The sequence below is a fragment of the Streptomyces sp. NPDC019937 genome (assembly GCF_040631655.1).
Classification (GTDB): domain Bacteria; phylum Actinomycetota; class Actinomycetes; order Streptomycetales; family Streptomycetaceae; genus Streptomyces.
This window is the reverse complement of sequence record NZ_JBEYAL010000001.1, coordinates 331,373-353,282: the sequence shown is the minus strand read 5'-3', so window position 1 is coordinate 353,282 and position 21,910 is coordinate 331,373. Positions and strand designations below refer to the sequence as shown.

Here is a 21,910-nt window from a genome sequence, read left to right as displayed (position 1 = left end):
ACCCGGGAAGTAATCGCCGTGGACGGTCGATTCGCCCAGAATGACGATCTCCGCGTCAGAACACGCGGGTTTCCGAACGGAGAGGATCGGTCATGGCGGCATCCGCGCCCACGACCACGCGCGAAGTGGTGGAGGAGTTGCTGCGCCGGATCGGCGGGGGCGACCCCGAGCACATCGCCGAGCTGTACGCCGAGCGAGGCGACTGGAAGCTGGACTGGCCGGAGGACGAACACGGCCGCACCGCCACCCCGTGGATCCGCCACCGCACCACCCGCGCCGAGGCCGCCGCCCACTACCGCGAGCTGGCCGAGCACCACGTGCCCGGGGCGGCGGCCACCGAGATCGAGCGCATCCTCATAGACGGCGACGACGCGGTCGTACTCGGCGAGATCCGCCACACCGCCCGCCCCACCGGCCGCGCCTACCGCGCACGGTTCGCCCTGCACCTCACGGTCGAACACGGCCTCGTCACCCGGCACCACGTCTACGAGGACAGTCTCGCGGTGGCCCGGGCGTTCGAGGTCTGACGGCCTCGTCCGGCACCGACGGCCGGTGGCGTTCGCTTCACGCCTTCGCCAGGAGCGCTCGTATCCCGGCTGCCGACGCGGCCTGCCTTCCGGGAGAGGAACCCGGCCGGGGCGGAGCCGGGGGCCAGGGGGCCGAACGAGTCGGGGGGCAGCTCCGTGCAGGGGGCGCCGTACGCGGGTGTGCCCGGGGCGAACAGCCTGCCCTGCGCGAGGGGCCCGCGTCGACGGTGTCGTATCCGAGGGCGTCGAGCAGTTCGGCCGCGTGCCGCTTCGCCCCGGCGTCGTCGCCGGCGAGGGGGAGCGCGGTGCGGTCCTCGGCGCCCGCCGGCCTGGTCAGTACGGCGAGGTGGGTGTGGTGGATGTTGTCGAAGGCCTTCACGACGTGTGCCGACGCGCCGAGGTGCCGTTGGAACAGCTCGCTGCTCGTGGTCGCGCCGTCGTCCAGTGCCTCGATCCTGCCGTCGCGCTGTGGAGCGTAGTTGCCGGTGTCGATGACCGTCGTGCCCGCGAGAGGTTCGCGCGGCACGGAGGTGTACGCCGTGAACGGCACGGACACCACTCGCCCGGTTCTTCGCCGACGCCGAGGCGATCTACTCCTTCGAGGGCACCCGTGAGATGAACACCCTGATCGTCGGCAAGTCGATCACCGGCCACAGCGCCTTCGTGTAGGGCATCGGTATGTACGCTCGGCGAACGGGTGGCGAGGGGGCCGTCGATGTCCCGGCCCCCTCGCCCCCGTCGCGTCGGATCCCTATTCCCGCAGGCCGATGGCGTTCACCGGCGCCGTACGCAGCGCCCAGCGGGTGGGCAGCAGGATCGCCAGGGCGCCGATCGCGGCCGTCGCCGCGACGATTCCCAGGTACAGCAGCGGGGGGATGTACGGCACGGGCGATCCGGTCAGTCCGAGGCTGACGGTGACCAGCGGGAGCAGGGGCACCACGCTGCCGATGACCACCGCGGTGATCACCACGATGACCGTTTCCACCCTCATCATGCGCATCACCTGCCGGGCGGGCGCGCCCACGAGCCGGAGCAGGGCGAACTCCCGGACCCGGCTGAGGGTCGCCATCACCAGCGTGTTGGCCACCGAGATGGCCAGGTAGCCGAAGACCAGGGCCAGTGGCAGGGCGCTGGTGAGCACGCTGGACGTCGCCTGGTCCTCCTGGGCGGCCGACAGGCCCGCGTCGTCGAGGACATCGGTTCCCGGGTAGCGCTTGCCGAGGTTTTCCAGCGCCGCCTTGACCTTGTCCTTGTCGGCGTCGGGCGCCGCCTTGACGAACACGGTGTCGTCCAGCCGCCGGTTGCTGTGGTCGAGAACGGTCCGCTGCGGCAGGGTGACGTCGCCGAACCCCAGTCCCCGCTTGTACACCGCCACCACGACCGGTTTGGCCTCGACACCGTCGGGCAGGTGCAGCCGGGCCCGCTCCCCCACGCCCACGCCCAGCGTGCTGGCGGCGCCGGTGCTGAGGGCCACGGTCCCGTCGCGCAGCCTGCTCACGCTGCCGTCGGTCACCTCCAGGTCCATGTTCTTCTCCAGACCCCGGGGCGTGACCCCCTGGCCCTGGTATTCGAAGATTTCCGGCGAGTCCAGCACCGCGCGCGAGGCCGCCAGGTCCACCCGGATGACGCCGGTGGCGGCGGCCACCCCGGGCAGCCGGGCCGCGTCCTGCACCGCGGGCATGGGGACGCCGCCCGCCCGGCCGTTGAGCGTGAAGTCGGCCACGATGCCCTGCTCCGCCTGGTCCTGCGCGGCCTCGGCGGTGGTGGTGGGGATGACCAGCTGCACCATCGCGAAGCCGATCGCCAGCGTCAGCGGGCCGATCCCGGCGGCCAGCCGACGGGCGTTGGCCCGGGTGTTGGCCACCGCCAGCCAGCCGTGCGGGCCGGTGCGCTTGCGGACCGGCCGGGCCAGCAGACGGGTCGACAGGCCCACCACCGGGGGGCTCAGGAGCAGCACCGCGATCACCATCACCAGGCCACCGGAGCCCGCTCCGGCCACGGCGAAGATGCTGCCGAAGAACAGCGGCAGCAGAGAGGCGGCGGCGCCGAGCAGGAACAGCATCACGCCCGAGAACACCCGCCACCGGCCCAGTTTCGGCTTGTCCACGGCTGCCTCGCCCATGGCCTCCACCGGGCGGATGGCCACCGCCTTCCGGGCGACACCGAGGGCCGCCACCTCGGCGGCGACGATTCCGGCGAACACGGCGACCAGCATGGGCAGCGGCCCGTAGGAGAACGTGAAGTCGTCGGGCACCATGCCGATGGTGGTCAGCGCCGCCCGCATCAGCTGGGCGACCAGGATTCCGGGGAAGCAACCGATCACCGACGCCACGCCGGAGACGAGTAACGCCTCGGCGGCCATCATCTTGTAGATCTGCCGGGGCGTGGCGGCGACGGCGCGCAGCAGGGCCAGCTCGCGGCGGCGCTGGTGCACGCTGAGCGCCAGGGTGCTGGACACCACGATCATCGCGATGAGGATGACCGTGGCGCCGAGCGAACCGGCCATTTCCTGCAGGTCGCTCCGGGCGGTGGCCACATCCGGGTTCTCGATCTGGCTGCGGTCCGAGCCGGTACGGGTGGTGATCTCCTGCCCGTGCAGCTTGTCCTTGATCCGGTCCTCGAGCTCGCCGGTGTCGGTTCCCGGCGCGGCGATGACCCCGACCGCCCGCACCCGGCCGGGGTCGCCGGACAGCCGCGCCGCGTCGGACTCGGTGAAGAACAGGGGGGCGGAGCGCAGCTCCTCGTCCGTGGACGTGAGCGTGGCGAGGCCCACGACCTTGAACGAGGCGGCGGCCTCGGTGGTCGCCAGCCTCACCCGCTGTCCAGGGGTGATCTTCGCCCGTTCGGCGAGGTGGGCGTCGAGCACGACCTCACCGTCGTGCTCCGGCGCCCGTCCGCCGCTCAGCTCGAAGGGGCCCAGCGCCGCGCTGTCCCAGCCGTGCCCCGTGGACGGCCGCCCGTTGCCGGCCTCCACCAGATCGCCGGAGCCGTCCACCACCTGGGCGGGGAAGCTGACGTCGCCGACGGCCTTGCGGACGCCCGGCACCCGGGCGATCCTCGCCACCAGATCGCGGTCCAGCGCGGCCGGTTCGGCCAGCGGCTTCTCCTTGGTCTTGCCGTCATGGACCTTGAAGGACTGTTTGCCGCTGACGACGACGGCGGCGCCCGCGTAACGCTGGGTCGGGACACCGGATCCGATGCCCGACTGCAGGAGGATGCCGAACGCCGTGACCAGGGCGGACGCACCGACCAGGGCGACGAAGGCGCCGACGAGCCCCGCCTTGCGCTCCCTGAGCGTCATGCGTACGAGTCGGAAGATCACCGGTCACCACTCCCCGAGGCGTGTCATGCGCTCCGCCACGCGCTCGGGGGTCGGGGACTCCATCACCTCGGCGAAGCGGCCGTCGGCGAGGAAGACCACCCGGTGCGCGTGGGAGGCCGCGACGGGGTCATGGGTGACCATCACCACCGTGTGGCCGGTGGTGTCCACCACGTGGCGCAGGAGCTGGAGGACCTGCCGACCGGTGCGGGTGTCCAGGGCTCCGGTCGGTTCGTCGGCGAAGATGACCTCCGGACGGGTGATCAGGGCCCTGGCGATGGCCACCCGCTGCTGCTGGCCGCCGGACAGCTGGGAGGGCCGGTGGCCCATGCGGTCGGCCAGCCCGACCTGGTGCACGACCTGCTCGAACCAGGCGGGCTCCGGCGACTGCCCGGCGAGCATCATGGGCAGGGTGATGTTCTCCGCCACCGTCAGCGAGGCCAGCAGGTTGTACGCCTGGAAGATGAACCCGACCCGTTCCCGGCGGAGCATCGTCAGCTCGGCCTCGGTCAGCCTCGCCAGGTCCGTGCCGCCCAGCTGCACCGAGCCGGAGGTGGGCCGGTCCAGCCCCGCCGCACAGTGCAGGAAGGTGCTCTTGCCCGCCCCGGAGGGGCCCATGACGGCGGTGAAGCTGCCCCGGTCGAAATCGATGGTCAGATCGCGCAGGGCCGAGACCTGCCCGGCGCCCCGGCCGTAGGTCTTGCTCACGCCCTGCAGCTGGACAGCCCAGCGGCTTGCGGGTCCCGGCATGCCGGTCCCCATGGTCACGTCCCGAGTCCCGCCGCCGGCCGCCCGGCCGGCACTCCCACGTTGAGCCACCGCCGCGTCCCCCTTGGAGAAGAGTTCCTGTGCTGTCCGCACTCACGCTAGAGGCGCGGCGCGCCGCGCGACACGGCGTGCACTGGTAGATGAAAGGTGCAGCTGGCTGCCCCTTCTCCGGCGGTACGCGGAGACCCGGCGGTGAGCGGAATTCCGGTGATAAAGTGCGCTCGACCTATGCGAGGGGCGGGGCGGGAGATGACTGTGGATTCCCACAGAACGATCTACATGGGTTCCGTCCGCATGATGACCTGGCAGGCCTTCGTCTCCCGGTTCGTCGCGTCCGTACCGTACGTCCTGGTCAGTGGCGGCACCGCGGTGGTCTGCCTGTTCGCTCTCTACGGGCTGCTCTTCGTCCTGGCGCTGAGCCTGCTGGGCCCGGGGCTGCTGCTGTTACCGGCCTCCCTGATGCGATTACGCCGCAGCGCCGACGCCCATCGCCGGCGGGCGGGGGCGGTGCTGGGCACCGAGATCCGGTCGGACTACCGCACACCCAAGGGCGGTGTGCTGATCCGGGCCCACACCATGCTGACCGACCGGGCCACCTACGCCGATCTCCTCTGGCTGCCGCTGCACGCGCTCTTCGGCCTGTTCACCTGCGCTCTGACGCTCAGTCTGTGCGTGGGAGCGGTGAGCTGGATGACCACCCCGCTGTGGTGGGCCCTGGTCCCGAAGGCACAGTTCCTCTTCTGGGAGATCAACTCCTGGGCCGATTCCCTGGGCGCGGTGATCGTCGGCCTGGCCTACGCAGCGCTGGCCGCGTTCATCGTCCCGTCGCTGGCGCGGTCCCACGCGCGGCTGACCCGGTTCATGCTCAAGGCACGGCGCCGGAAGGTGACGCTCGCCCGGCGGATCGAGGAGCTGACCGCGTCACGCGCCGAAGCGCTCGACGCCCATGCCGCCGAGCTGCGCCGCATCGAGCGCGATCTGCACGACGGCGCACAGGCCGGGCTGGTGAGCATCTCGCTGCGGCTGGGCCTGATCAAACAGGCGGTGGCCCGGCGCCCGGAACAGCTGCCGGAATTGATCGACCGCACCCAGGAGCTGGCCGAGCAGTCCCTGACCCAGCTGCGTCAGGCCGTGCGCGCCATCTACCCGCCGATCCTCCTCGACCGCGGGCTGGCCGAGGCGGTGCGGTCGCTCGTCGCCGCCTGCCAGGTGCCCACCGAGCTGGACGTCGACATGGCCGCGGTGGGCGGCCGCGCTCCGGTCGCCGTCGAGTCCGCCGCGTACTTCGTGATTTCCGAAGCCCTGACGAACGTCGCCAAGCACAGCGGCGCCGACCAGGCCCAGGTCCGGCTGCACACCACGGGGGACAGCATCCTGATCACCGTGTGGGACAACGGCCGGGGCGGTGTGTCGGAGGACGCCGGAAGCGGGATCCGGGGCATCAGGCGCCGCGTCGCGGCGTTCGACGGGACCACCGAGCTGACCAGCCCCGAGAAGGGGCCGACCACCCTTCGAGTGGAGCTGCCGTGCGGATCGTGATCGCCGAGGACAACACCCTGCTGAGGGAGGGACTTTCGCTGCTGCTGACCAACGCCGGGCATGAGATCTGCGCGATGGTGGCGGACGGCGACAGCCTGCTGCCCACCCTGCTGGAACACCGCCCGGACATCGCCGTCCTGGACGTCCGGCTGCCGCCGACCTTCCGGGACGAGGGGCTGCGGGCCGCGATGGCCGCCCGGGCGGAGATCCCCGGTCTGCCGGTGCTGGTGCTGTCCCAGTACGTCGAGCAGGCGTACGCGTCCAAGCTGCTCGCCCAGGGCGCCTCCGGGGTGGGGTATCTCCTGAAGGACCGGGTCGGCCGCATCGAGGAGTTCCTCCAGGCGCTGGACCGGGTCGCGGACGGCGGTGTGGCGATGGACCCCGAGGCGATCTCGCAGCTCATGGTCCGCAGGACGCGCAACGACCCGCTGGCCGCCCTCAGCGGGCGGGAGCGCGAGGTGCTGTCGCTGATGGCCGAGGGGCATGGCAACACCGCCATCGGAGAGCTGCTGTTCATCGCCGAGACCTCGGTGAACAAGCACATCGGGAACATCTTCAGCAAGCTCGGCCTGCCCACCACCGACGGCGGTCACCGGCGGGTGCGCGCGGTGCTCACGTACCTCAACGCCAGCAACGCGTGACGCGAGGGGTGTGCCGGCGGTCGCCGGTCACACCCCTCAACTCTGTTGTGTCATGCGGCAGTTGACGCGCGGGCTCAGCTCACGGCGGCCCGGATGGCGGCCCCGGCCTCGCGGGTGGTGAGCGTGCCGCCGAGGTCGGGGGTGCACCGGCGGGCGGCCAGGGTGGCGCGCACGGCGTCGCGCAGCGCGTCGGCCTCGGCGGTGAACCCCCGGTCGCGCAGCATCAGGGCGGCGCTCAGCACCGCGCCGGCGGGGTTGGCCAGCCCCTTGCCGACGATGTCCGGGGCGCTGCCGTGCACCGGCTCGTACAGCCCCGCCCCGGTCACCGGGTTGATGTTCGCCGACGCCGCCGTGCCCAGGCCGCCCGCCAGCTCCGCGGTCAGATCGCTGAGGATGTCGCCGTAGGAGTTGTTGGTGACGATCACATCGAAGGACGGGGCGTCGGTGACCAGCCGCATCGCGGCCGCGTCCACGTACAGGTGGCTGGAATCCAGGTCGGGGTGGCGCTCGCGGGCCTCTCGCCAGCAGCGCTGCCAGAGCCGGCCGCCGGAGCGCACCGCGTTGGACTTGTCCACCATGCACACCGAACGGCGGGCGATGGAGTAGGCGTACTCGATCACCCGGGAGACCCCCAGGTAGGTGCTCACGTCCTGGTCGATGGCGACCTCGTCCGTGGTGCCCGCGCGCAGTGTGCCGCCGATGCCGGAGTAGAGGCCCTCGGTGTTCTCGCGCACGACGGCGCAGTCGATGGCCCGCTTGGACTCGGTGCGCAGCGGGCTGAGCCGCTCGTCGAGCAGGACGGCGGGCCGGTAGTTGACGAACAGGTCCAGCTCGGTGCGCATCCTGAGCAGCACGCCGCGGGCGTACTCCGTCGAGGTGACCCGGGGGTCCCCCACCGCGCCGAACAGCACGGTGCCCGCCGCGCGGATCCGTTCGAGTTCGTCGTCCGTCATGGCCACGCCGCTCTCCAGGAAGCGGCCGCCGTTGATGTCCTCCATGAAGGTGAACTCCAGGCCGATACCGAGCTCCTGGAGGACCTTGACGGCTTCCTCGGTCACTTCGGGGCCGATGCCGTCCCCGGGTATCACAACGATGTTCTGCACAGTCCGTCCGTCCTCAGGTTCGATCGTGATCCTCGGTACCGGCACGCTGCGCACAGCCTGCCGCCCCGGCGGGGGCGTCCACCATGTCTTTAAGGAGGCGGCAAATAGGGCAGGTTGGCCCCGGGTGACGCGGTTTCCGCAGCAGTGCGGTCGACCCGGGAGATGCAGTTTTCTGCACCTCGGAACTGGAGATCACTCTCCTCCGCGGGCCCCGAACCGTGCGTACAGTCCCAGATGTCGGCGCAGCCGCGCCCGACACTCACCTCGTACCGTACGGGAATCGGCGATGACACAGACCTCGGGTTGGAAGCCAGGCAAGGAACGGCCCTTGTGGCCGTGGATACTGCTGGTCATCATCACGGCGGGCGTCTGCATCAACGTGGCCCTCACCGTCTGAGCTGTGCCGGGGCACGCCGCGCGGAGGGGTCGTCCTCCCCTCCGCGCGGTCACGGTCCCTCAGATGCCGCTCGGCGGAGTCCGATCAGGCGGCCAAATCGTGATAGAGTAAGGCACTTCCCAGCGGTGTCAGTGAATGCTGGACTTTGTTGAACGTGCGTATCGTGGTGATCAGCCCCGCCTTTCGCAGCACACCGGTGTGCTGACTGGCGGCCGCCGCGGAGATTCCCACTCTTTCCCCGAGTTCCGTCGTGGTGCAGCTGTCGGTCAGGGCCCTGAGGACGGCCGCTCTCGTCCGGCCCAGCAAGGCGCCCAGCGCGTGTTCGTTGCTGTACGCGTGCTCGGTGCTGTCACCGGAGTCCCACAGCGGGGCGGCCCACGTCTGCTTCACCGGGATCGGGTAGGCCAGCATCGGCCGGTCCGCGTCTTCGTGGTCGGCGAAGAGGACGGGCTGTCTGGAGTGCAGGAAGAGGGCGGGCACGAGCAGCAGTCCGTCCTTTTCGAGCAGCACGTCCGCACCGGTCCCCGGCACCTCCAGCACGGGTGACTCCCAGCGGAGGGAGGGGTGGAGGGTGCTCATCAGCCTGTCCACGCCCCCGCTGAGCAGGAGTTGACCGCGGGCCGCGCGGTCGACCTCCAGCCGGCCGGCGATGCGCTTCCAGTACGGAGCGATGGCGGACCGGTAGAACGCCCCCAGGTCCTTGACGACTTGCGGCCTGCCCTCGGCACTCACGGGATCGGTGACGGTATCCGATGCCTGGCGCACAAGACGGTAGATGTCCGGAAAGGGGCGGATCGTCTGGGCTAACGCGACCAGTTCGCGCGCACGAGGGACGGTGAGTGCCTTCTTTCGCCACCCGTCGAACATGGCTCCGCCCCGGCCCGTACAGAGCAGGTCCAGGGCAAAAAGAGCTTCGACGAGTTTTTCTGGACTCGCCGACATTCGCGTCCTCGCGAGACTTTCGTGCGTAAAACTGATGCGCCGCATACCCCCACCTCGACGACGACCTGCTGCCGCACAAGCGATTACTCGCCCGCGACGCTACCACGGCCTTCGGCCCACCGGCGATCTCTTCCCCCGGGCCGACTCCGCCGCGCAACCGGCAGGTCAATTATGGGAGACCAGAAGGGGAGCGATTGCCCGTCATGCCCGGGAAGCTGCCTAGGCAAGCCGGTTAATTCGCGTGAGGCAAGCATGGATCAGACCAGGATCGGCGCCTGCGGCCATGTCGACGATCTCGCCCCGGCGCAAGAAGATCACACTGTCCGCGCGGGCGGCCGCGACCGGATCGTCGGTGACCATTACCGCGGTGAGCCTGCAGGAATCCACAATTCCGCGTAACCCGGCGGACAGCGCATTCACCTCCCGCACCGCACCGGAGCCCGGCTCGTGCGGGGCCAGCAGGAGCGCGGGGGCGGTGGCAGCCTCCCGCGCCACCGCCAACCGCTGTCGCGCCGCCGCCGACAGGGCGGCCACCCGCCTCCGCCGGCTCCACCACAACCCCGCACCGTGGTATACCCGCGACAGCACCGATGCGTCGGCATGTGGCCCGCGCTGCTCCACGACCTCCCGGACCCGGGCCTGCCGGGGCAATTCCTCCACCGGCCCGACAAAGGCCGCTTCCGGTTTTTCTCCCGTACCCCAGCGCACACTTCCGGAGGTCGGCTTCACCATTCCCGCGATGACGTTCAGCAAGGCTGATTTCCCGGACCGGGGCGGGCCCATGACCGCGACGAATCGTCCGGGCCGGACGCCCAGTGTCACATTTCGCAGAACTCCGCTCCCCATTGCATCCCGACCGTTTATCATCGACATGTCATCAAGGGGCAGAGCATCAAGGGATACATCATCAAGAGCGAATGCCAGGTCCGGTTGGCCGACAGGGTCCGGGTATTCCACGTGCCCCGCCATCTATGCACCTTAACCAGTAGAACGGCATGCTTCCGAAACCCCCGGAAAAGAAGCGGCTGACGAGGAGAATCTACTGTCTTTCGAGGATTCTGAACATGGTGCAGGCACCCCGCTGCGGGTGCAGCCAACAGTACCCCGGCGGGGTCGGCCGGGGCTCTCTCGGCCCCGGCCGTCAGCGGCGGGCCGCTCCGGGCGGATAGACGTGGAAGCCGCGGCCGGTCTTGCGTCCCAAGTGGCCCTGGGCGGTCAGGCCGACCAGCAGGTCACAGGGTTCGAAGCGGGCGTCGCCGGTGCATTCGAGGAGGACGTGCAGGGAGTCCACCACCGTGTCCAGGCCGATGAGGTCGGCCGTGCGGAGCGGGCCCATGGCATGGCCGAAACACTCCTGGAAGATCTGGTCCACCGAGGCCGCGTCCGCCGTGCCTTCCTGCACGACTCCCGCGGCGTCGTTGACCGTGGCCATCAGCACCCGGTTGGACACGAACCCGGGCGCGTCCTCGACCACGATCCCCTTCTTCCCCATGGCCGCGAGCAGTTCCCGGGTGCGGCGCACGGTCCCGGGCTCCGTCTCCGGGCCCCTGATCACCTCGACGGCGTCCTTCAGCGGCGCCGGGTTCATGAAGTGGGTGCCGATGACGAGGCCGGGCCGCTTCGTGCAGGAGGCCAGGTGGGACACCGGAATGGCCGAGGTGCAGGTCGCGAGGACGGCATCGGGCGCGCAGACCGCGTCCAGGTCCCGGAAGACGCTCTCCTTGACCGGGATGCTCTCCCGGGTGCACTCGATCACGAAGCGCGCGTCGCGGAGTTCTTCCAGCCGGCCCGCCCACCTCACCCGCTCCTCCGCCGGCGGCCGGGAAGCGGCCGGGGGCCGTCGGCGCAGCATGCGGGTGAGCCGGAGCCCGTCCCTGAACCGGGTGGGCCCGCTGGTCACGGCCGTGGGGTCGGCGTCCACGACCACCACCTCGTAACCGGCTTCGGCCGCGCACTGGGCCACGCCGACCCCCATCGTTCCCGCGCCCACGACACCCACCACGAAGGGCGGGGTCACGGTCTGGTGCTCGGTCATCGAAGAACGTCCTTTCCTGTGGTGACGACGCGTACCGGACCGTCCGTGGCGGGCGGTGCCCCGCCGCCCGCGTACCCCAGGAGCATCCTGTCGGCGGTCCGCTCGACCACCTCGAATCCGCTGAACCTGAGGTTGACGAGCATGACGCGGTTGACGTCGGTGGGGATGAACTCGGCGGTGGGGCGGCGGCCCGCGGCCAGGGCGTCGCGTACGAAGTGACCGAGCAGGGCGGGCCCAACGCCGCGTGACATCACCCGGCAGGACAGCAGCAGCAACTTGAGCGTGCTGGTCCCCTCGCCCAGTTCGGTGAGCGCGAGCCCGATGGTCCCGTACGAGCCGAAGCGGTCCGTCAGATCGGCGACGAGCACCTCATGGCGGGGCGAGACGCACAGGCCCCGCAGCTCCTCCATGCCGTAGGTGCGGCCGGTGGTGTTGAGCTGGTGGGTGCGCACGGTCAGTTCGCCGGCCCGTACGAGGTCGTCCTCGGTGGCCCGGCGAACGGTCAGCACGAGGTCGAGCGAGGCCAGGAACCGCGCGGGTGGGCCGGTGTGGCTCTCCTGGGCCTGGCGGCGGCGCGTTTCGCGGCGGTAGAGCAGACGGCGCTCGCGGGACTCCGCCGTCACCGACGGCACCTGGAATTCCGGCAGTTCGGGCAGGCTGCCCGCGTCCCGTGCCGGGTAGGGGCGCACCATGGGCAGCGCCGCGGCGACCTCGGCACGCTCCAGTGGGTCGTTGTCGATGAAGGCGAGGGTGTCGACGCCGATGCCCAGGGTGTCGGCGATCCTGCGCACCGCCTGGGACTTGGCTCCCCAGCCGATCTCCAGGACGGTGAACAGCTCGTCCAGTCCGTGGGCGGCCAGATGCGCGGTGGCGAGGTCGTGGTCGCCGCGGCTGGCCACCGCGTGCAGGATGCCGCGCTCGTCCAGGGCGCGCAGGGTGGCGACCGAGCCGGGGAACGGCGCGGGCCGGTCGCCTTCCAGCACCGCGCCGTCCCACAGGGTGTCGTCCAGGTCCCAGACCAGGCACTTCACCGTCGCTGCGGGGGCCGATGGCGCGGTGGGGTCCGGTGCCCCGGGGGTCGCTGCCGTGGGGTCCGGTGTCATGGGGCGGTCTCCTGGGGCTCGCGGGTGGGGGTGGGCTGGCCGGGGCGGAATCCGTAGCGGCGCAGCAGCCGGTCGGCGATGTGCAGCTCCGCGACGTCCTCGGAGCCTTCGATGATCTGCATGACCTTGGCGTCCCGGTAGAAGCGCCCGGCGACGCTGTCGGGGGCGCAGCCGGCCGCGCCGAGGCTCTGGACCGCGCCGTGGCTCACCGAACTCGCCGCGCGGGCCGCCGCGTACTTGGCCGTGATGGTGCCGACCACGGCCTCCGGCGACCGGCTCGCCCGGAGTTGTGCGGCGCGCAGGCACAGTTCACGGGCGGCCGTGGTCTCCACGGCGGCTCGTGCCAGCCTCGACCGGACCAGCTGGTGTTCCGCGAGCCGGACTCCGCCCTGCGTCCGGTGCACGATGTGCCGGGCGACCGTCTCCAGACAGGTTTCGGCCATCCCGAGGCATCCCCAGGCGACGGTGAAGCGGCCGTGGTCCAGCGCGGTCGCCGTGACGTGCGAGAGCCCGAGGCCGAAGGGGGCCACGAGGTTGCCCCGGGGCACCCGCACGCGGTCGAACCGCAGGTGGGCGATCTCCGCGGCCCGCATGCCGAGTTGGCCTTCGACGGGCTCCCTGGAGACGCCGGGGCGGTCCGCCTCGACCAGCACGGTGGTGGGGCGGCCCGCCGCCGTTCCGAGCACCAGGAAGACATCGGCGGTCCGGCCGAAGGTGACCCATCTCTTGCTGCCGGTCACCAGCAGCTGGTCGCCGTCCTCCTCGATCAGGGTGCCCACGGAGGCGAGGTCGGTGCCCGCCTCGGCCTCGGTGGCGGCGAACCCGGCGATCTCCCGTCCGGTGGCCCAGCGCGGCAGCCAGCGGGCGCGCTGCTGGTCGGTGCCCCATCGGGCGAGGGCGGCGGAGACCATTCCCTGGACGGTGACCAGGCCGCGCAGGGCACTGCACACGCCGCCGACCAGCGCGCACAGTTCGCCCAGTTCGGTGGGGGTGCCTCCGAGCCCGCCGTGGTGGACGGGGAGGTCGGCACCCAACAGGCCGGTTTCCCCCAGCCGTTGACGTACCTCGGCGGGCAGTGCTCCGTGACGGTCCCAGTCGGATGCCCGGTCCCGTACGGACTCCGCGAAGACCGCGGCCACCCCGGTGATTCCGGCCGGGCCCGCGGGGGCCGCCGGGGTGGCCGGGGCCGCGGCGGCGGGCGGGGCGCTAGCGGCTCGTCTCATGGCTCACCTCCGGGCACCCGGCCCCGTTTTTCCGCCGTATGAATGCGGCGATGCGGGCCGCGGTCCGGAAGTTGTCCAGACTCAGGTCGTCGGCATCGACCGCGAGGTCAAATTTTTGTTCGACGAAGGCCACCAGCTCCAGTGCGAACAGTGAGTCCGTCAGCCCCGTCGCGAAGTAGTCCTCATCGGGTCCTACCTCCTGACCGATAACGGAGGTGAGAAATCCCTGGATTTCTTCGGTCACAGTTGTCATGCCGTTTTTCTCCGCTCTTCAGAGATAGTGGACCCGATCTCCGTCATCACCGATCTCCACGAGCAGCAGGCTCCACGCCGCCACCGGGCTCATGTTGATGAGCACCGCTCGCTCGCCCTCGGCTAGTTCCTTGCTTTCCAGGCCCGAATAGAGGTTCAAAAGCACGTCGCCCGGGCCCAGATGCCCGTAGTTTCGAAGGTTCTCGTGACAGGCCGGGATCAGCTCCGCCCCCAGCACGTCCGCCATGAAGGCGTGCCCGCCCGCGGAGAGGTTCTGCCCGATGTATCCGCGGACGTCCCGCGGCCGCATCCCGTTGCGGTCCAGCAGGCGCCGCAGCAGGTCCCTGAGGCGGTTGCGCGACTCCACGGCCAGCCGGAAGGAGTACGCGGTGAGGTCCCGGCACTCCTCGCGCCAGTCGCCGGCCGGCCGGTCCCGGTAGGCGACGCGGAAGAGGTCCCAGTAGGCGCCGTTCGTCTCCTGGACCACGTCGAGGACCCGGACGGGTCCGGTGCGGCCCAGCACGAGCGCCTGGCCGCCGTCCCCGTTGAGCGTGACGGGGTGGCGGTAGCGGCCGGGCGTCGCCGGTTTGCTGCCGTGCGCGACGAGGAGGTGCGTCAGCTCCTCGTCGGCGGCGAGCAGTCCGCGGGCCGCGAGCAGCGCCGGGGTGAGGGTGGCGCAGCCCAGTCCGCCCACCGAGAAGGCGAGCGCGCCGCTGACACCCAGGGCCTCCTGGAGCCGGGTCGCCTCGGACGTCACCAGCTCCTCCGGGGCGCGCGGTTCGACCACGATCAGCGCGTCGACGTCCGCAGGGCCGAGCCCGGCCCGTGCCATGACCTCCCGGGTGGCCCGGAGGGCGAGGTCGTGGGCGCTCAGCTCGTCGTCCAGGCGCAGCCGCTCGATGCCGAGCGCGTCGTAGGTTTCGCGCTCCTGGTGGCTCAGGGTGGCGCGTTCGGGGAGGTCCGCGGTCTCCACGCGGCGCTCCGGCAGGTGCCAGGCGGCGGCCCGGATCGCGAGGGGTGCCGCCATGTCAGTCCTCCCCGGCGGCGAGTTCGGTGAACGCGTCGGCGAGGTGGTCCGCGAACTCCTCCATGCGGTCGGCCCGCAGCCGCCCGTCGTGCACCAGGTAGATCACCAGTTCGCCGTCCTGGACCATGCTGGACACCGCGACCGGCACATGCGCCAGCAGCGAGCGCTGCTCCACGACGAGCGGCAGGGAGCGGAGCCACGCCGGTCCCGCGCCGAGCTTCAGCGCATCGCCACCGGTCGCGGTGTGCTCGACGAGGACCGGCGGCTCGGGCAGCGAGCAGATCCGGTCCGTGGCCGGGCTCCGGGGGCTGAGCTTGCGCAGGATGCCGTAGCCGACGCCGTCGTGGGGCACGGCGCGCAGCCGCTCGGCGACCGCCGGAAGGGCCTCGGCGGAGCGCTGTCCCTCCGCGACCGGGAGCAGCACGGGGAAGGCGTTGGTGAACCAGCCGATCGAACGTGAGCGGCCGGTCGGCCGGTACGGGTTCGGGGCCCCCTCCCCCACCGCCATCAGATAGGCGTCGGGGCGCCCCCGCCAGCGGCTCCACGCGCAGGCCACCGCGGCCATCGCCCCCTCACGGCCCGCGCCGTTGCCCTCGCGCAGTGCCGCGGCGACCCGGTCGGCCGGGATGACACGGCGCCATACGCCCTGGCCCGCGCCGGGCCGGGGCGCCTGCTCGGCGTCCTCCGGCAGACCGCCCGCGGCCCGGCCCGCCTCCATGACGACGGTCCAGTAGGTGGCTTCTCCCGCCAGCTCGTCACCGGTCGCCATGGCCGTGAGATGGCGGCTCCAGGCGCTCCACGCGTCGCGCCCTCCGCTGTCGGGCGGCGGGGTCTCCCCGGGCGTTCCCAGCGCGGAGTTGATGTCCTCCAGCAGCGGTACGAGCGAGATGTGGTCATACGCGAAGTGGTGGACGACCAGGAGCAGCAGCCCGGTGCGGTCCGGGCCGCGGTCGTAGAAGCGGGCCCGCAGCATCGCTCCCCGGGCGGGGTCGATGTCCTTGATGAGGGCGTCCTTGTCGCCCTCCAGCACGGCGAGTTCGGCGTCCTCGCCCATCGCGGGCAGCACCTTGACGTCCATGACGTCGGGTGGTGCGGCGTCGGCGCGTTCGATCCAGCGGCTGATCGCGTTCTGGCGGAGGCGGAACCTGAGCGGTTCGTGCAGTTCCAGCAGCCGCGCGACCGCTCGGCGCACCAGGTCGGCCCGGATTCCGGCGGATGTCTCCAGGACCTCCGCCACGACGAAGTCCCGGGCGCCGTCGTCGGCGTGCTCCAGGAGGCCGTGCATGAGCGGGGTCAGCGGAACGGCCGCGTCGGCGGGCGGCTCGGGTGCGGTGCGGGTGCCGCCCGCCGGGGCGGGGGCCGTACCGGCGGCGAGGGCCCGCAGGGTGGGCCTGCGGAGGACGTCGTGCGGGGTGAGGGACAGTCCGGCGGTCTCCGCCCGGGCGGCGACGGCCACGCTCAGGATGGAGTCCCCGCCGATCTCGAAGAAGTTGTCGTCCGGGCCCACCGAGTCCCGGCCGAGGAGGTCGGCCCAGATCCGGCCGAGTATCCGCTCGGCGTCACCGTCCCCGGCCGGGGCGGCGGCCCCGGTTGCCGGTTCCGGCGCGTTCACCGATGTCGTCATCTCCACCATCCTCTTGCGGTCGGTCTTGCCGTTCGCTGTGCGTGGCAGGCGGGCGTACGTGGCGATCCGGGCGGGGACCATGTAGCCGGGGAGCCGTTCGGCCACCCAGGCGGTCAGGGCGCCGGGGGCCGGGAGCCGGTCGCCCGCGAGGTGTGCGACGAGCCGGGTGGCGTCGGTCGCCCGGCCGTCGGGAAGCACCACCGCCTCCCGCACCGCGGGGTGTCCGAGCAGGACACGTTCGATCTCGGCCGGTTCGACGCGGTGACCCCGGATCTCCACCTGCTGGTCGGCGCGGCCGAGGAACGCGAGGGAGCCGTCCGCCGCGAGGCGGGCGAGGTCGCCCGTCCGGTACATCCGGTCCCCGGGACCGGCGGCGAAGGGGTCGGGCAGGAAGCGGGCCATGGTGTGGTCCGGCAGCCGGTGATAGCCGCGGCCCACGGCCGCCCCGCCCACGTACAACTCGCCCTGCTCGCCCACGGCGCAGGGCTGTCCGTCCGGGCGCAGGACACGGGCGGTGGCGTTGTCGATGGGGCGCCCGATGGCGGGCAGGCCGGCGTCCGGCCCGGGTGCCACCTCCGCCCAGGTGGAGACGACCGCGCACTCCGTCGGCCCGTACAGGTTCAGCGTGCGGAACGGCGTCCCCGCCGGAGGGCGTACGCGCAGCCGGTCGCCGCCCACGCCCACCACCCGCAGCCGCACCCCGGGGACGTCGGGATACTCGCGCAGCACCACCTCGGCGAGCGGGGTCGGCAGGAAGGTGACGGTGATCCGCTGGTGTGCCATCCAGCGGAGCAGTTCCACCGGGGTCCGCATGGTGTCGTGCAGGATGTGGAGGGCCGCTCCGTGGGACAGGGCCGACAGCGTCTCCAGGATGGCGCCGTCGAATCCGGGCGCGAAGACCTGCGCCACCCGGTCCTCGGGCCCCAGTCCGGCTTCGGCGCCCCACCAGGTCACCACGTTGAGCAGACCGCTGTGGGTGATCTCGCAGCCGTGCGGGCGCCCGGTGGAACCGGAGGTGTAGGCGATGTACGCCAGATCACCGGGTGCGGTGTCGGGGTGGCCGGGGTGATCGGTGTGCTCGGCTTGCCCGTCCGGGGACCGCACGTCGATGCGGAGGAGGGGCGTGTCCGCGAGCGGCGGCTGCCCGCCCTCGCCCGCCACGATCAGGGGGCACTCCAGCCCGGCCAGCAGATCGGCCACGCGCTCGGCCGGGAGGGCCGGGTCCACCGGTACGAAGGCGCCGCCCGCCTTGAGCACACCGAGCCAGCCCGTCACCAGTTCCACCCCGCGCGCGGCGACGACCGGCACGGTGGCGCCCGGGGTGACACCGGCGGCGGCGAGCCGCCGGGCGAGCCGGTCGGCCAGCGCGTTCAGCTCTCGGTAGGTGTGGGTCCGGCCGGTGGCCGGGTCGACGACGGCGGGCCGGTCGGGGGCCGTCGCCGCCCAGTGCGCCACGGCCCGGTGCACCGGGCGCACCTCGCCGAGCGGCCGTTCGGGCCCGCTGAGCACGGCGGTGCCGGGACCGCGGCGCGGGGGGTCCAGCAGCTCGGTCAGCGTGCGGTCCGGGCCGTCCATCGCGGCGCCCACCAGGTCCTGGAAGAGCCCGGCGAGCCGTTCCATCGTCGCCCGGTCGAACAGGTCGACGGCGTATTCCAGATAGCCGATCATCGGGCCGTCGATCTCGTCGTTCACGCCGAGCGTGAGGTCGAGCTTGGCGGTCCCGGGAGCGATGCCTCCGAACGAACCACCGCCCGGGGCCACGGTGAGCCCTTCCGGAGCCTCGGGGTGGCTCGCGGTGTTCTGGTGGGTGTAGCCGACCGTGAACAGGGGGTGCCGGGAGGCGTCGCGCTCGGGCCCGAGGGCGGAGACGATCTTCCCGAAGGGGATCTCCTCGTGGTCCAGGGCGCCGGCCACCGTCTCGGCGCAGCGGCGCACCAGCGCGCGGAAGGTCATCCCGCCGTCGACCCTGGTGCGGAACGGCAGCAGGTTGTTGAAGTAGCCGATCAGCCCGTGGGTGTCGGGGTGGTACCGGCCGGAGGCCGCGGCCCCGACCACCACGTCCTCCTGGCCCGCCCACAGGTGCAGCAGGGCGTCGACGACGGCCAGCAGGGTGACGAAGGTGGTCACCCCCTCGTGCTTGCTGAACTCGCGCAGCGCGTGGGCGCGTTCGGGGCCGAGCGTGAACTCCAGCAGGTCGCCGTCGTGGGATTCGACGGGCGGGCGCGGCCGGTCCAGGGGAAGCTCGGTGGTCTCCAGCCCGGCCAGCTGTCCGCGCCAGTAGCGCAGGCCCCGCTCCATTCGCTCCCCGTCGAGCCAGGACCGCTGCCAGCGGGCGAAGTCGCCGTATCCGACGGGTAGTTGGGGCAGCCGTGCGGGCCGGTGCGCCAGCCGGGCGGCGTAGCACTCGCCGAGGTCGCGGAAGAACACCGCGGGCGACCAGCCGTCGAAGACGATGTGGTGCCAGGTGCAGAGCAGGAGGTGGTCGTCCTCGGCCAGCTTCAGCAGCGTGGTGCGCATCAGCGGGCCGGTGGCCAGGTCGAAGGGGTGCCGGGCCTCCGCGTGGGCGATCCGCCGCGCCTCCGCCTCCCGCTCCGGCAGATGGCTGAGGTCTTCGGTGATCAGCCCGGGGCCGGACGCGTCGAACCGCACGTACGGGCGGCCGTCCTCGTGCGGGATCCGGGTCCGCAGGACGTCGTGCCGCCGCACCACATCGCCCAGCGCCGCCCGGAGGGCGTCGTGGTCGAGCGGGCCGGTGTAGCGCAGGTCACCGGGGATGTTGTACAGCGGGCCGGGCGGTGACAGCTTGTCGAGGTACCACAGCTGTTCCTGGTTGTGGGTGAGCGGGACGCGGTCTCCCGGAGGTACGGGGACGATCGTCCAGTCGGCTCCGGGCGAACCGCCCCGGCGGCGCCCGGCGATCAGGGCGGCCGTCTCCTGGACCGTACGGTGCTCGTACAGGTCGGCGAAGGTGAGCCGGACGCCGAATCGGGCCTCGACCTCCCGCAGCAGGGTGATGCCCGCGATGGACGTGCCGCCCAGTTCGAAGTAGTCGGACGTGGCGTCGATGCCGGGGGCGCCCAGGATGTCGCTCCAGATGGCGATCACGGCCTGCCGGATCTCCGCCCCGTCCGCCTCGTCCGCCTCGTCCGCCTCGGGCGCGGCCGGTGCGGCCGGTGCCTCCGGCGCGGGGGTGGCGGCGTGCCGGGGCGGGGGCGCGTCCTGGCTCCCGTACCAGCAGGAGACGGGCTCGAACGGGTAGGTGGGGAGCTCCGCGCGGAGGATGCGTCTGCCGTCGTAGTGGCGGTTCCAGTCAAGGTCCGCGCCCGCTTCGTAGAGGCGCGCGAGGGCGCCCAGGACGTCGTCGCGGCCCGCGTCGCCGATGAGCGGGACGATGGTGAGGTCGGGCGCGAGTTTCCCGATGCGCCGGGAGAGGGTGCCGTCGCGCCCGAGTTCGACGAGGAGGGCTCCGTCCCGGACGAAGTCCTTGACCGCCTTGCGGAGTCCGGCCTCGTCCACCTCGTCGGTGAGGGTGGTCTCGGCCGCTGCCGCCAGGGCGCGGGCTGCCGGGAGCCGTCCGCGGGCGACCTGGACCGCGAGGTTCCCCGGGCCCGAGCCCACCAGCCGTCCCGTGTCCAGCCCCAGGGATTCCGCCAGGCGGTACAGCGCGTAGTGGTGGGTCAGCAGCGTCACCGCCCCGCCGCCGGGGCCGTCGGGGGTCCGCGCGCCGAAGGAGTCCTCGGCCTCGGCGAGTACGGGGAACTCCGTGCGCAGTGTCCGCCAGTACGCCCGGTCCGGGACTACGCCGCTGTCGCTGTCGCCGTCGCCGTCGCCGTCGCCGTCGCCGGAGAACAGCAGCACCACCGGCGGGTTCGCCGGTGCCTCCCGCTCGGGGAGGGTGGCGGTCCGCAGGGCGGTGGCCAGTCGGCCGATGTCGGCGGCGACGCCGGCCCAGCGCCAGCGGTGGTCGTCCCTCCCCCGGTTGAGGGCGTGGGCCACGGTGGCCAGGTCGTGGTCCGTGCCGTCCAGGAAGTCGCTGAGGCCGCGGACGTAGCGGGCGAGCGCCGTGCGGGACGCCGCCGACACGGTGACCAGCTCGGTGGTGGCCGGGCCGGTCGCGGGGTCCGTGCGGTGGCGGGCGGGTGTTTCCTCGATGACGGCGTGGACATTGGTTCCGGTCAGGCCGAAGGAGCTCAGCCCGGCGCGGCGCGGGAGCCCGTCCCCGGCCGGTGTCCAGGGCAGGGTCCGCGCGCTGACCCGGATCGGTCCCCCGGAGTCCACCAGGGCGTGCGCGTCCCGGAAGCGGGCGGTCGGGTACAGCGTCGTATGCCGCAGCCCGGCCAGCACCTTGAACAGACCGGCCATGCCCGCGGCGTGGTCCAGGTGTCCCACGTTGCCCTTGACGCTGCCGATCGGGAAGGGGGCGTCGGGGCGTTCCGGGACCCCGGCCGCCAGGAGGGCCTGGCGCACCCCGCTCACCTCGGCCAGGTCGCCGAGCGGGGTGGCGGAGCCGTGGCCTTCGAGGTAGCCGGCGGTGGTCAGCGGCAGGCCCGCGTCCTGCCAGGCGGCGGTGATCAGTTCGGCCTGGGCGTCCTGGCTGGGTGCGCTCATGCTGGTGGCGCGGTAGCCGTTGTGGTTCACCGCGATGCCGCGCAGTACGGCGTGGATGTGGTCGTCGTCGGCGAGGGCGTCGGTCAGCCGTTTGAGGACGACGAAGCCACCGCCCTCGCCGCCGACCCCGCCATTGGCCGCCGCGTCGAACGGACGGCACGTCCCGTCGGGCGACTCGACGCCGGGCAGCGGCTCATGGGTGGCCGAAGGCTGCAGCAGCGACTGGACGCTGACGCCGCCCGCGATGGCCAACCCAGCGTTTTTCGCGCGCAGTTGACCGACGGCCACCGCCAGCGCCGCCAGGCTTCCGCTGCACGCGGTGTCCACGGCGAGGACGGGCCCCGACAGGTCGAGGAGATAGGCGACACGGGCCGCGATGGCGGAGGGGAGCGTGCCGAGGATCTGCTGCGGGTCGTCGTCACGGAACAGCGTGGCGTACGCGGGGTCCGGGGTGCTGAACACCACGGCCGTCGCCGTCCCCTTGAGGGAGCCGGGCGCGTAGCAGGCGTTCTCGACGGCTTGGTGCACCAGGTGGAGGGTGAGCCGCTGATGGGGGTCCATCAGCTCCGCCTCCCGGCGGGAGAGGCTGAAGAAGCGGTGGTCGAAGAGGTCGACGCGGTCGAGATAGCCCGAGGGCGCGTAGCCGGTGTCCGGGTCGCCGCCCGCGTACCGGACCCGGTCGGCGGTGGGCGCGCCCACGCTGACCCGGCCTTCGCGCAGGTTCTCGTGCAGGGTGTCGAAGTCTCCGGCCCCGGGCAGGGTGAACGCCGCCCCGATGATCGCGACCGCTTCCTGGTCCACG

General features: G+C 72.1%; 15 protein-coding genes. 3 read left to right on the top strand and 12 right to left on the bottom strand.

The genetic code is table 11. From position 1 onward, the window contains the following. The first annotated feature begins 92 nt into the window (after window positions 1-92). Entirely contained in the window at window positions 93-527 is a 435-nt protein-coding gene (locus ABZ562_RS01345) for a nuclear transport factor 2 family protein (RefSeq protein ID WP_361472254.1), read from the top strand. Between the two features lie 37 nt (window positions 528-564). Here the strand turns inward: ABZ562_RS01345 and ABZ562_RS01340 are convergent, their stop codons facing one another. The 3 genes from ABZ562_RS01340 to ABZ562_RS01330 all read right to left on the bottom strand — a co-directional run bounded on the left by ABZ562_RS01340 (window position 565) and on the right by ABZ562_RS01330 (window position 4,596). After that, complete coding sequence (locus ABZ562_RS01340; RefSeq protein ID WP_361472251.1) at window positions 565-1,083, bottom strand: NADP oxidoreductase; 519 nt, start codon at window positions 1,081-1,083, stop codon at window positions 565-567. Window positions 1,084-1,278: 195 nt separating this feature from the next. Then, the gene (locus ABZ562_RS01335; protein WP_361472249.1) at window positions 1,279-3,828 is read right to left on the bottom strand and encodes an FtsX-like permease family protein; all 2,550 of its coding nucleotides are present in this window, start codon (window positions 3,826-3,828) and stop codon (window positions 1,279-1,281) included. Between the two features lie 24 nt (window positions 3,829-3,852). After that, window positions 3,853-4,596 carry an ABC transporter ATP-binding protein gene (locus tag ABZ562_RS01330; RefSeq protein WP_234357239.1) on the bottom strand — a complete coding sequence of 248 codons (744 nt, stop codon included), beginning with the start codon at window positions 4,594-4,596 and terminating at the stop codon, window positions 3,853-3,855. 273 nt (window positions 4,597-4,869) lie between these two features. On the opposite strand from ABZ562_RS01330, the gene ABZ562_RS01325 reads away from it, so the two are divergent. Next, the gene (locus tag ABZ562_RS01325) at window positions 4,870-6,153 is read left to right on the top strand and encodes a sensor histidine kinase (RefSeq protein WP_361472246.1); all 1,284 of its coding nucleotides are present in this window, start codon (window positions 4,870-4,872) and stop codon (window positions 6,151-6,153) included. Then, complete coding sequence (locus tag ABZ562_RS01320) at window positions 6,141-6,794, top strand: response regulator transcription factor (RefSeq protein WP_361472243.1); 654 nt, start codon at window positions 6,141-6,143, stop codon at window positions 6,792-6,794. The genes ABZ562_RS01325 and ABZ562_RS01320 overlap by 13 nt, the downstream gene beginning before the upstream one ends. A gap of 74 nt (window positions 6,795-6,868) precedes the next feature. Here the strand turns inward: ABZ562_RS01320 and ABZ562_RS01315 are convergent, their stop codons facing one another. The 9 genes from ABZ562_RS01315 to ABZ562_RS01275 form a co-directional block, all read right to left on the bottom strand. Next, window positions 6,869-7,897 carry an isocitrate/isopropylmalate dehydrogenase family protein gene (locus tag ABZ562_RS01315; protein WP_361472241.1) on the bottom strand — a complete coding sequence of 343 codons (1,029 nt, stop codon included), beginning with the start codon at window positions 7,895-7,897 and terminating at the stop codon, window positions 6,869-6,871. A 481-nt stretch (window positions 7,898-8,378) separates the two neighbouring features. Further along, on the bottom strand, window positions 8,379-9,281 hold the full coding sequence (locus tag ABZ562_RS01310) for a winged helix-turn-helix domain-containing protein (protein ID WP_361472238.1): 903 nt from the start codon (window positions 9,279-9,281) through the stop codon (window positions 8,379-8,381). Window positions 9,282-9,455: 174 nt separating this feature from the next. Then, window positions 9,456-10,082, bottom strand: coding sequence for an ATP-binding cassette domain-containing protein (locus ABZ562_RS01305; protein ID WP_361472534.1), 627 nt, complete (start codon window positions 10,080-10,082; stop codon window positions 9,456-9,458). Between the two features lie 295 nt (window positions 10,083-10,377). After that, a complete protein-coding gene (locus ABZ562_RS01300; RefSeq protein WP_361472236.1) occupies window positions 10,378-11,271 on the bottom strand; it encodes a 3-hydroxyacyl-CoA dehydrogenase family protein in 894 nt (297 codons plus the stop codon). Beyond that, a complete protein-coding gene (locus tag ABZ562_RS01295) occupies window positions 11,268-12,374 on the bottom strand; it encodes an HAD-IIIC family phosphatase (protein WP_361472234.1) in 1,107 nt (368 codons plus the stop codon). Before ABZ562_RS01295 ends, ABZ562_RS01300 begins: the two co-directional genes overlap by 4 nt. Continuing rightward, window positions 12,371-13,597: an acyl-CoA dehydrogenase family protein gene (locus ABZ562_RS01290; RefSeq protein WP_361472232.1), complete on the bottom strand. Its 1,227-nt coding sequence runs from the start codon at window positions 13,595-13,597 to the stop codon at window positions 12,371-12,373. Before ABZ562_RS01290 ends, ABZ562_RS01295 begins: the two co-directional genes overlap by 4 nt. Continuing rightward, window positions 13,581-13,850, bottom strand: coding sequence for an acyl carrier protein (locus ABZ562_RS01285; protein ID WP_361472229.1), 270 nt, complete (start codon window positions 13,848-13,850; stop codon window positions 13,581-13,583). Before ABZ562_RS01285 ends, ABZ562_RS01290 begins: the two co-directional genes overlap by 17 nt. An 18-nt stretch (window positions 13,851-13,868) precedes the next feature. Continuing rightward, window positions 13,869-14,876 (bottom strand): 3-oxoacyl-ACP synthase, encoded by a 1,008-nt coding sequence (locus ABZ562_RS01280; protein WP_361472227.1) that lies wholly within the window; start codon window positions 14,874-14,876, stop codon window positions 13,869-13,871. Window position 14,877: 1 nt separating this feature from the next. Then, window positions 14,878-21,909, bottom strand: coding sequence for an amino acid adenylation domain-containing protein (locus ABZ562_RS01275; RefSeq protein ID WP_361472225.1), 7,032 nt, complete (start codon window positions 21,907-21,909; stop codon window positions 14,878-14,880). Window position 21,910 lies beyond the last annotated feature (1 nt).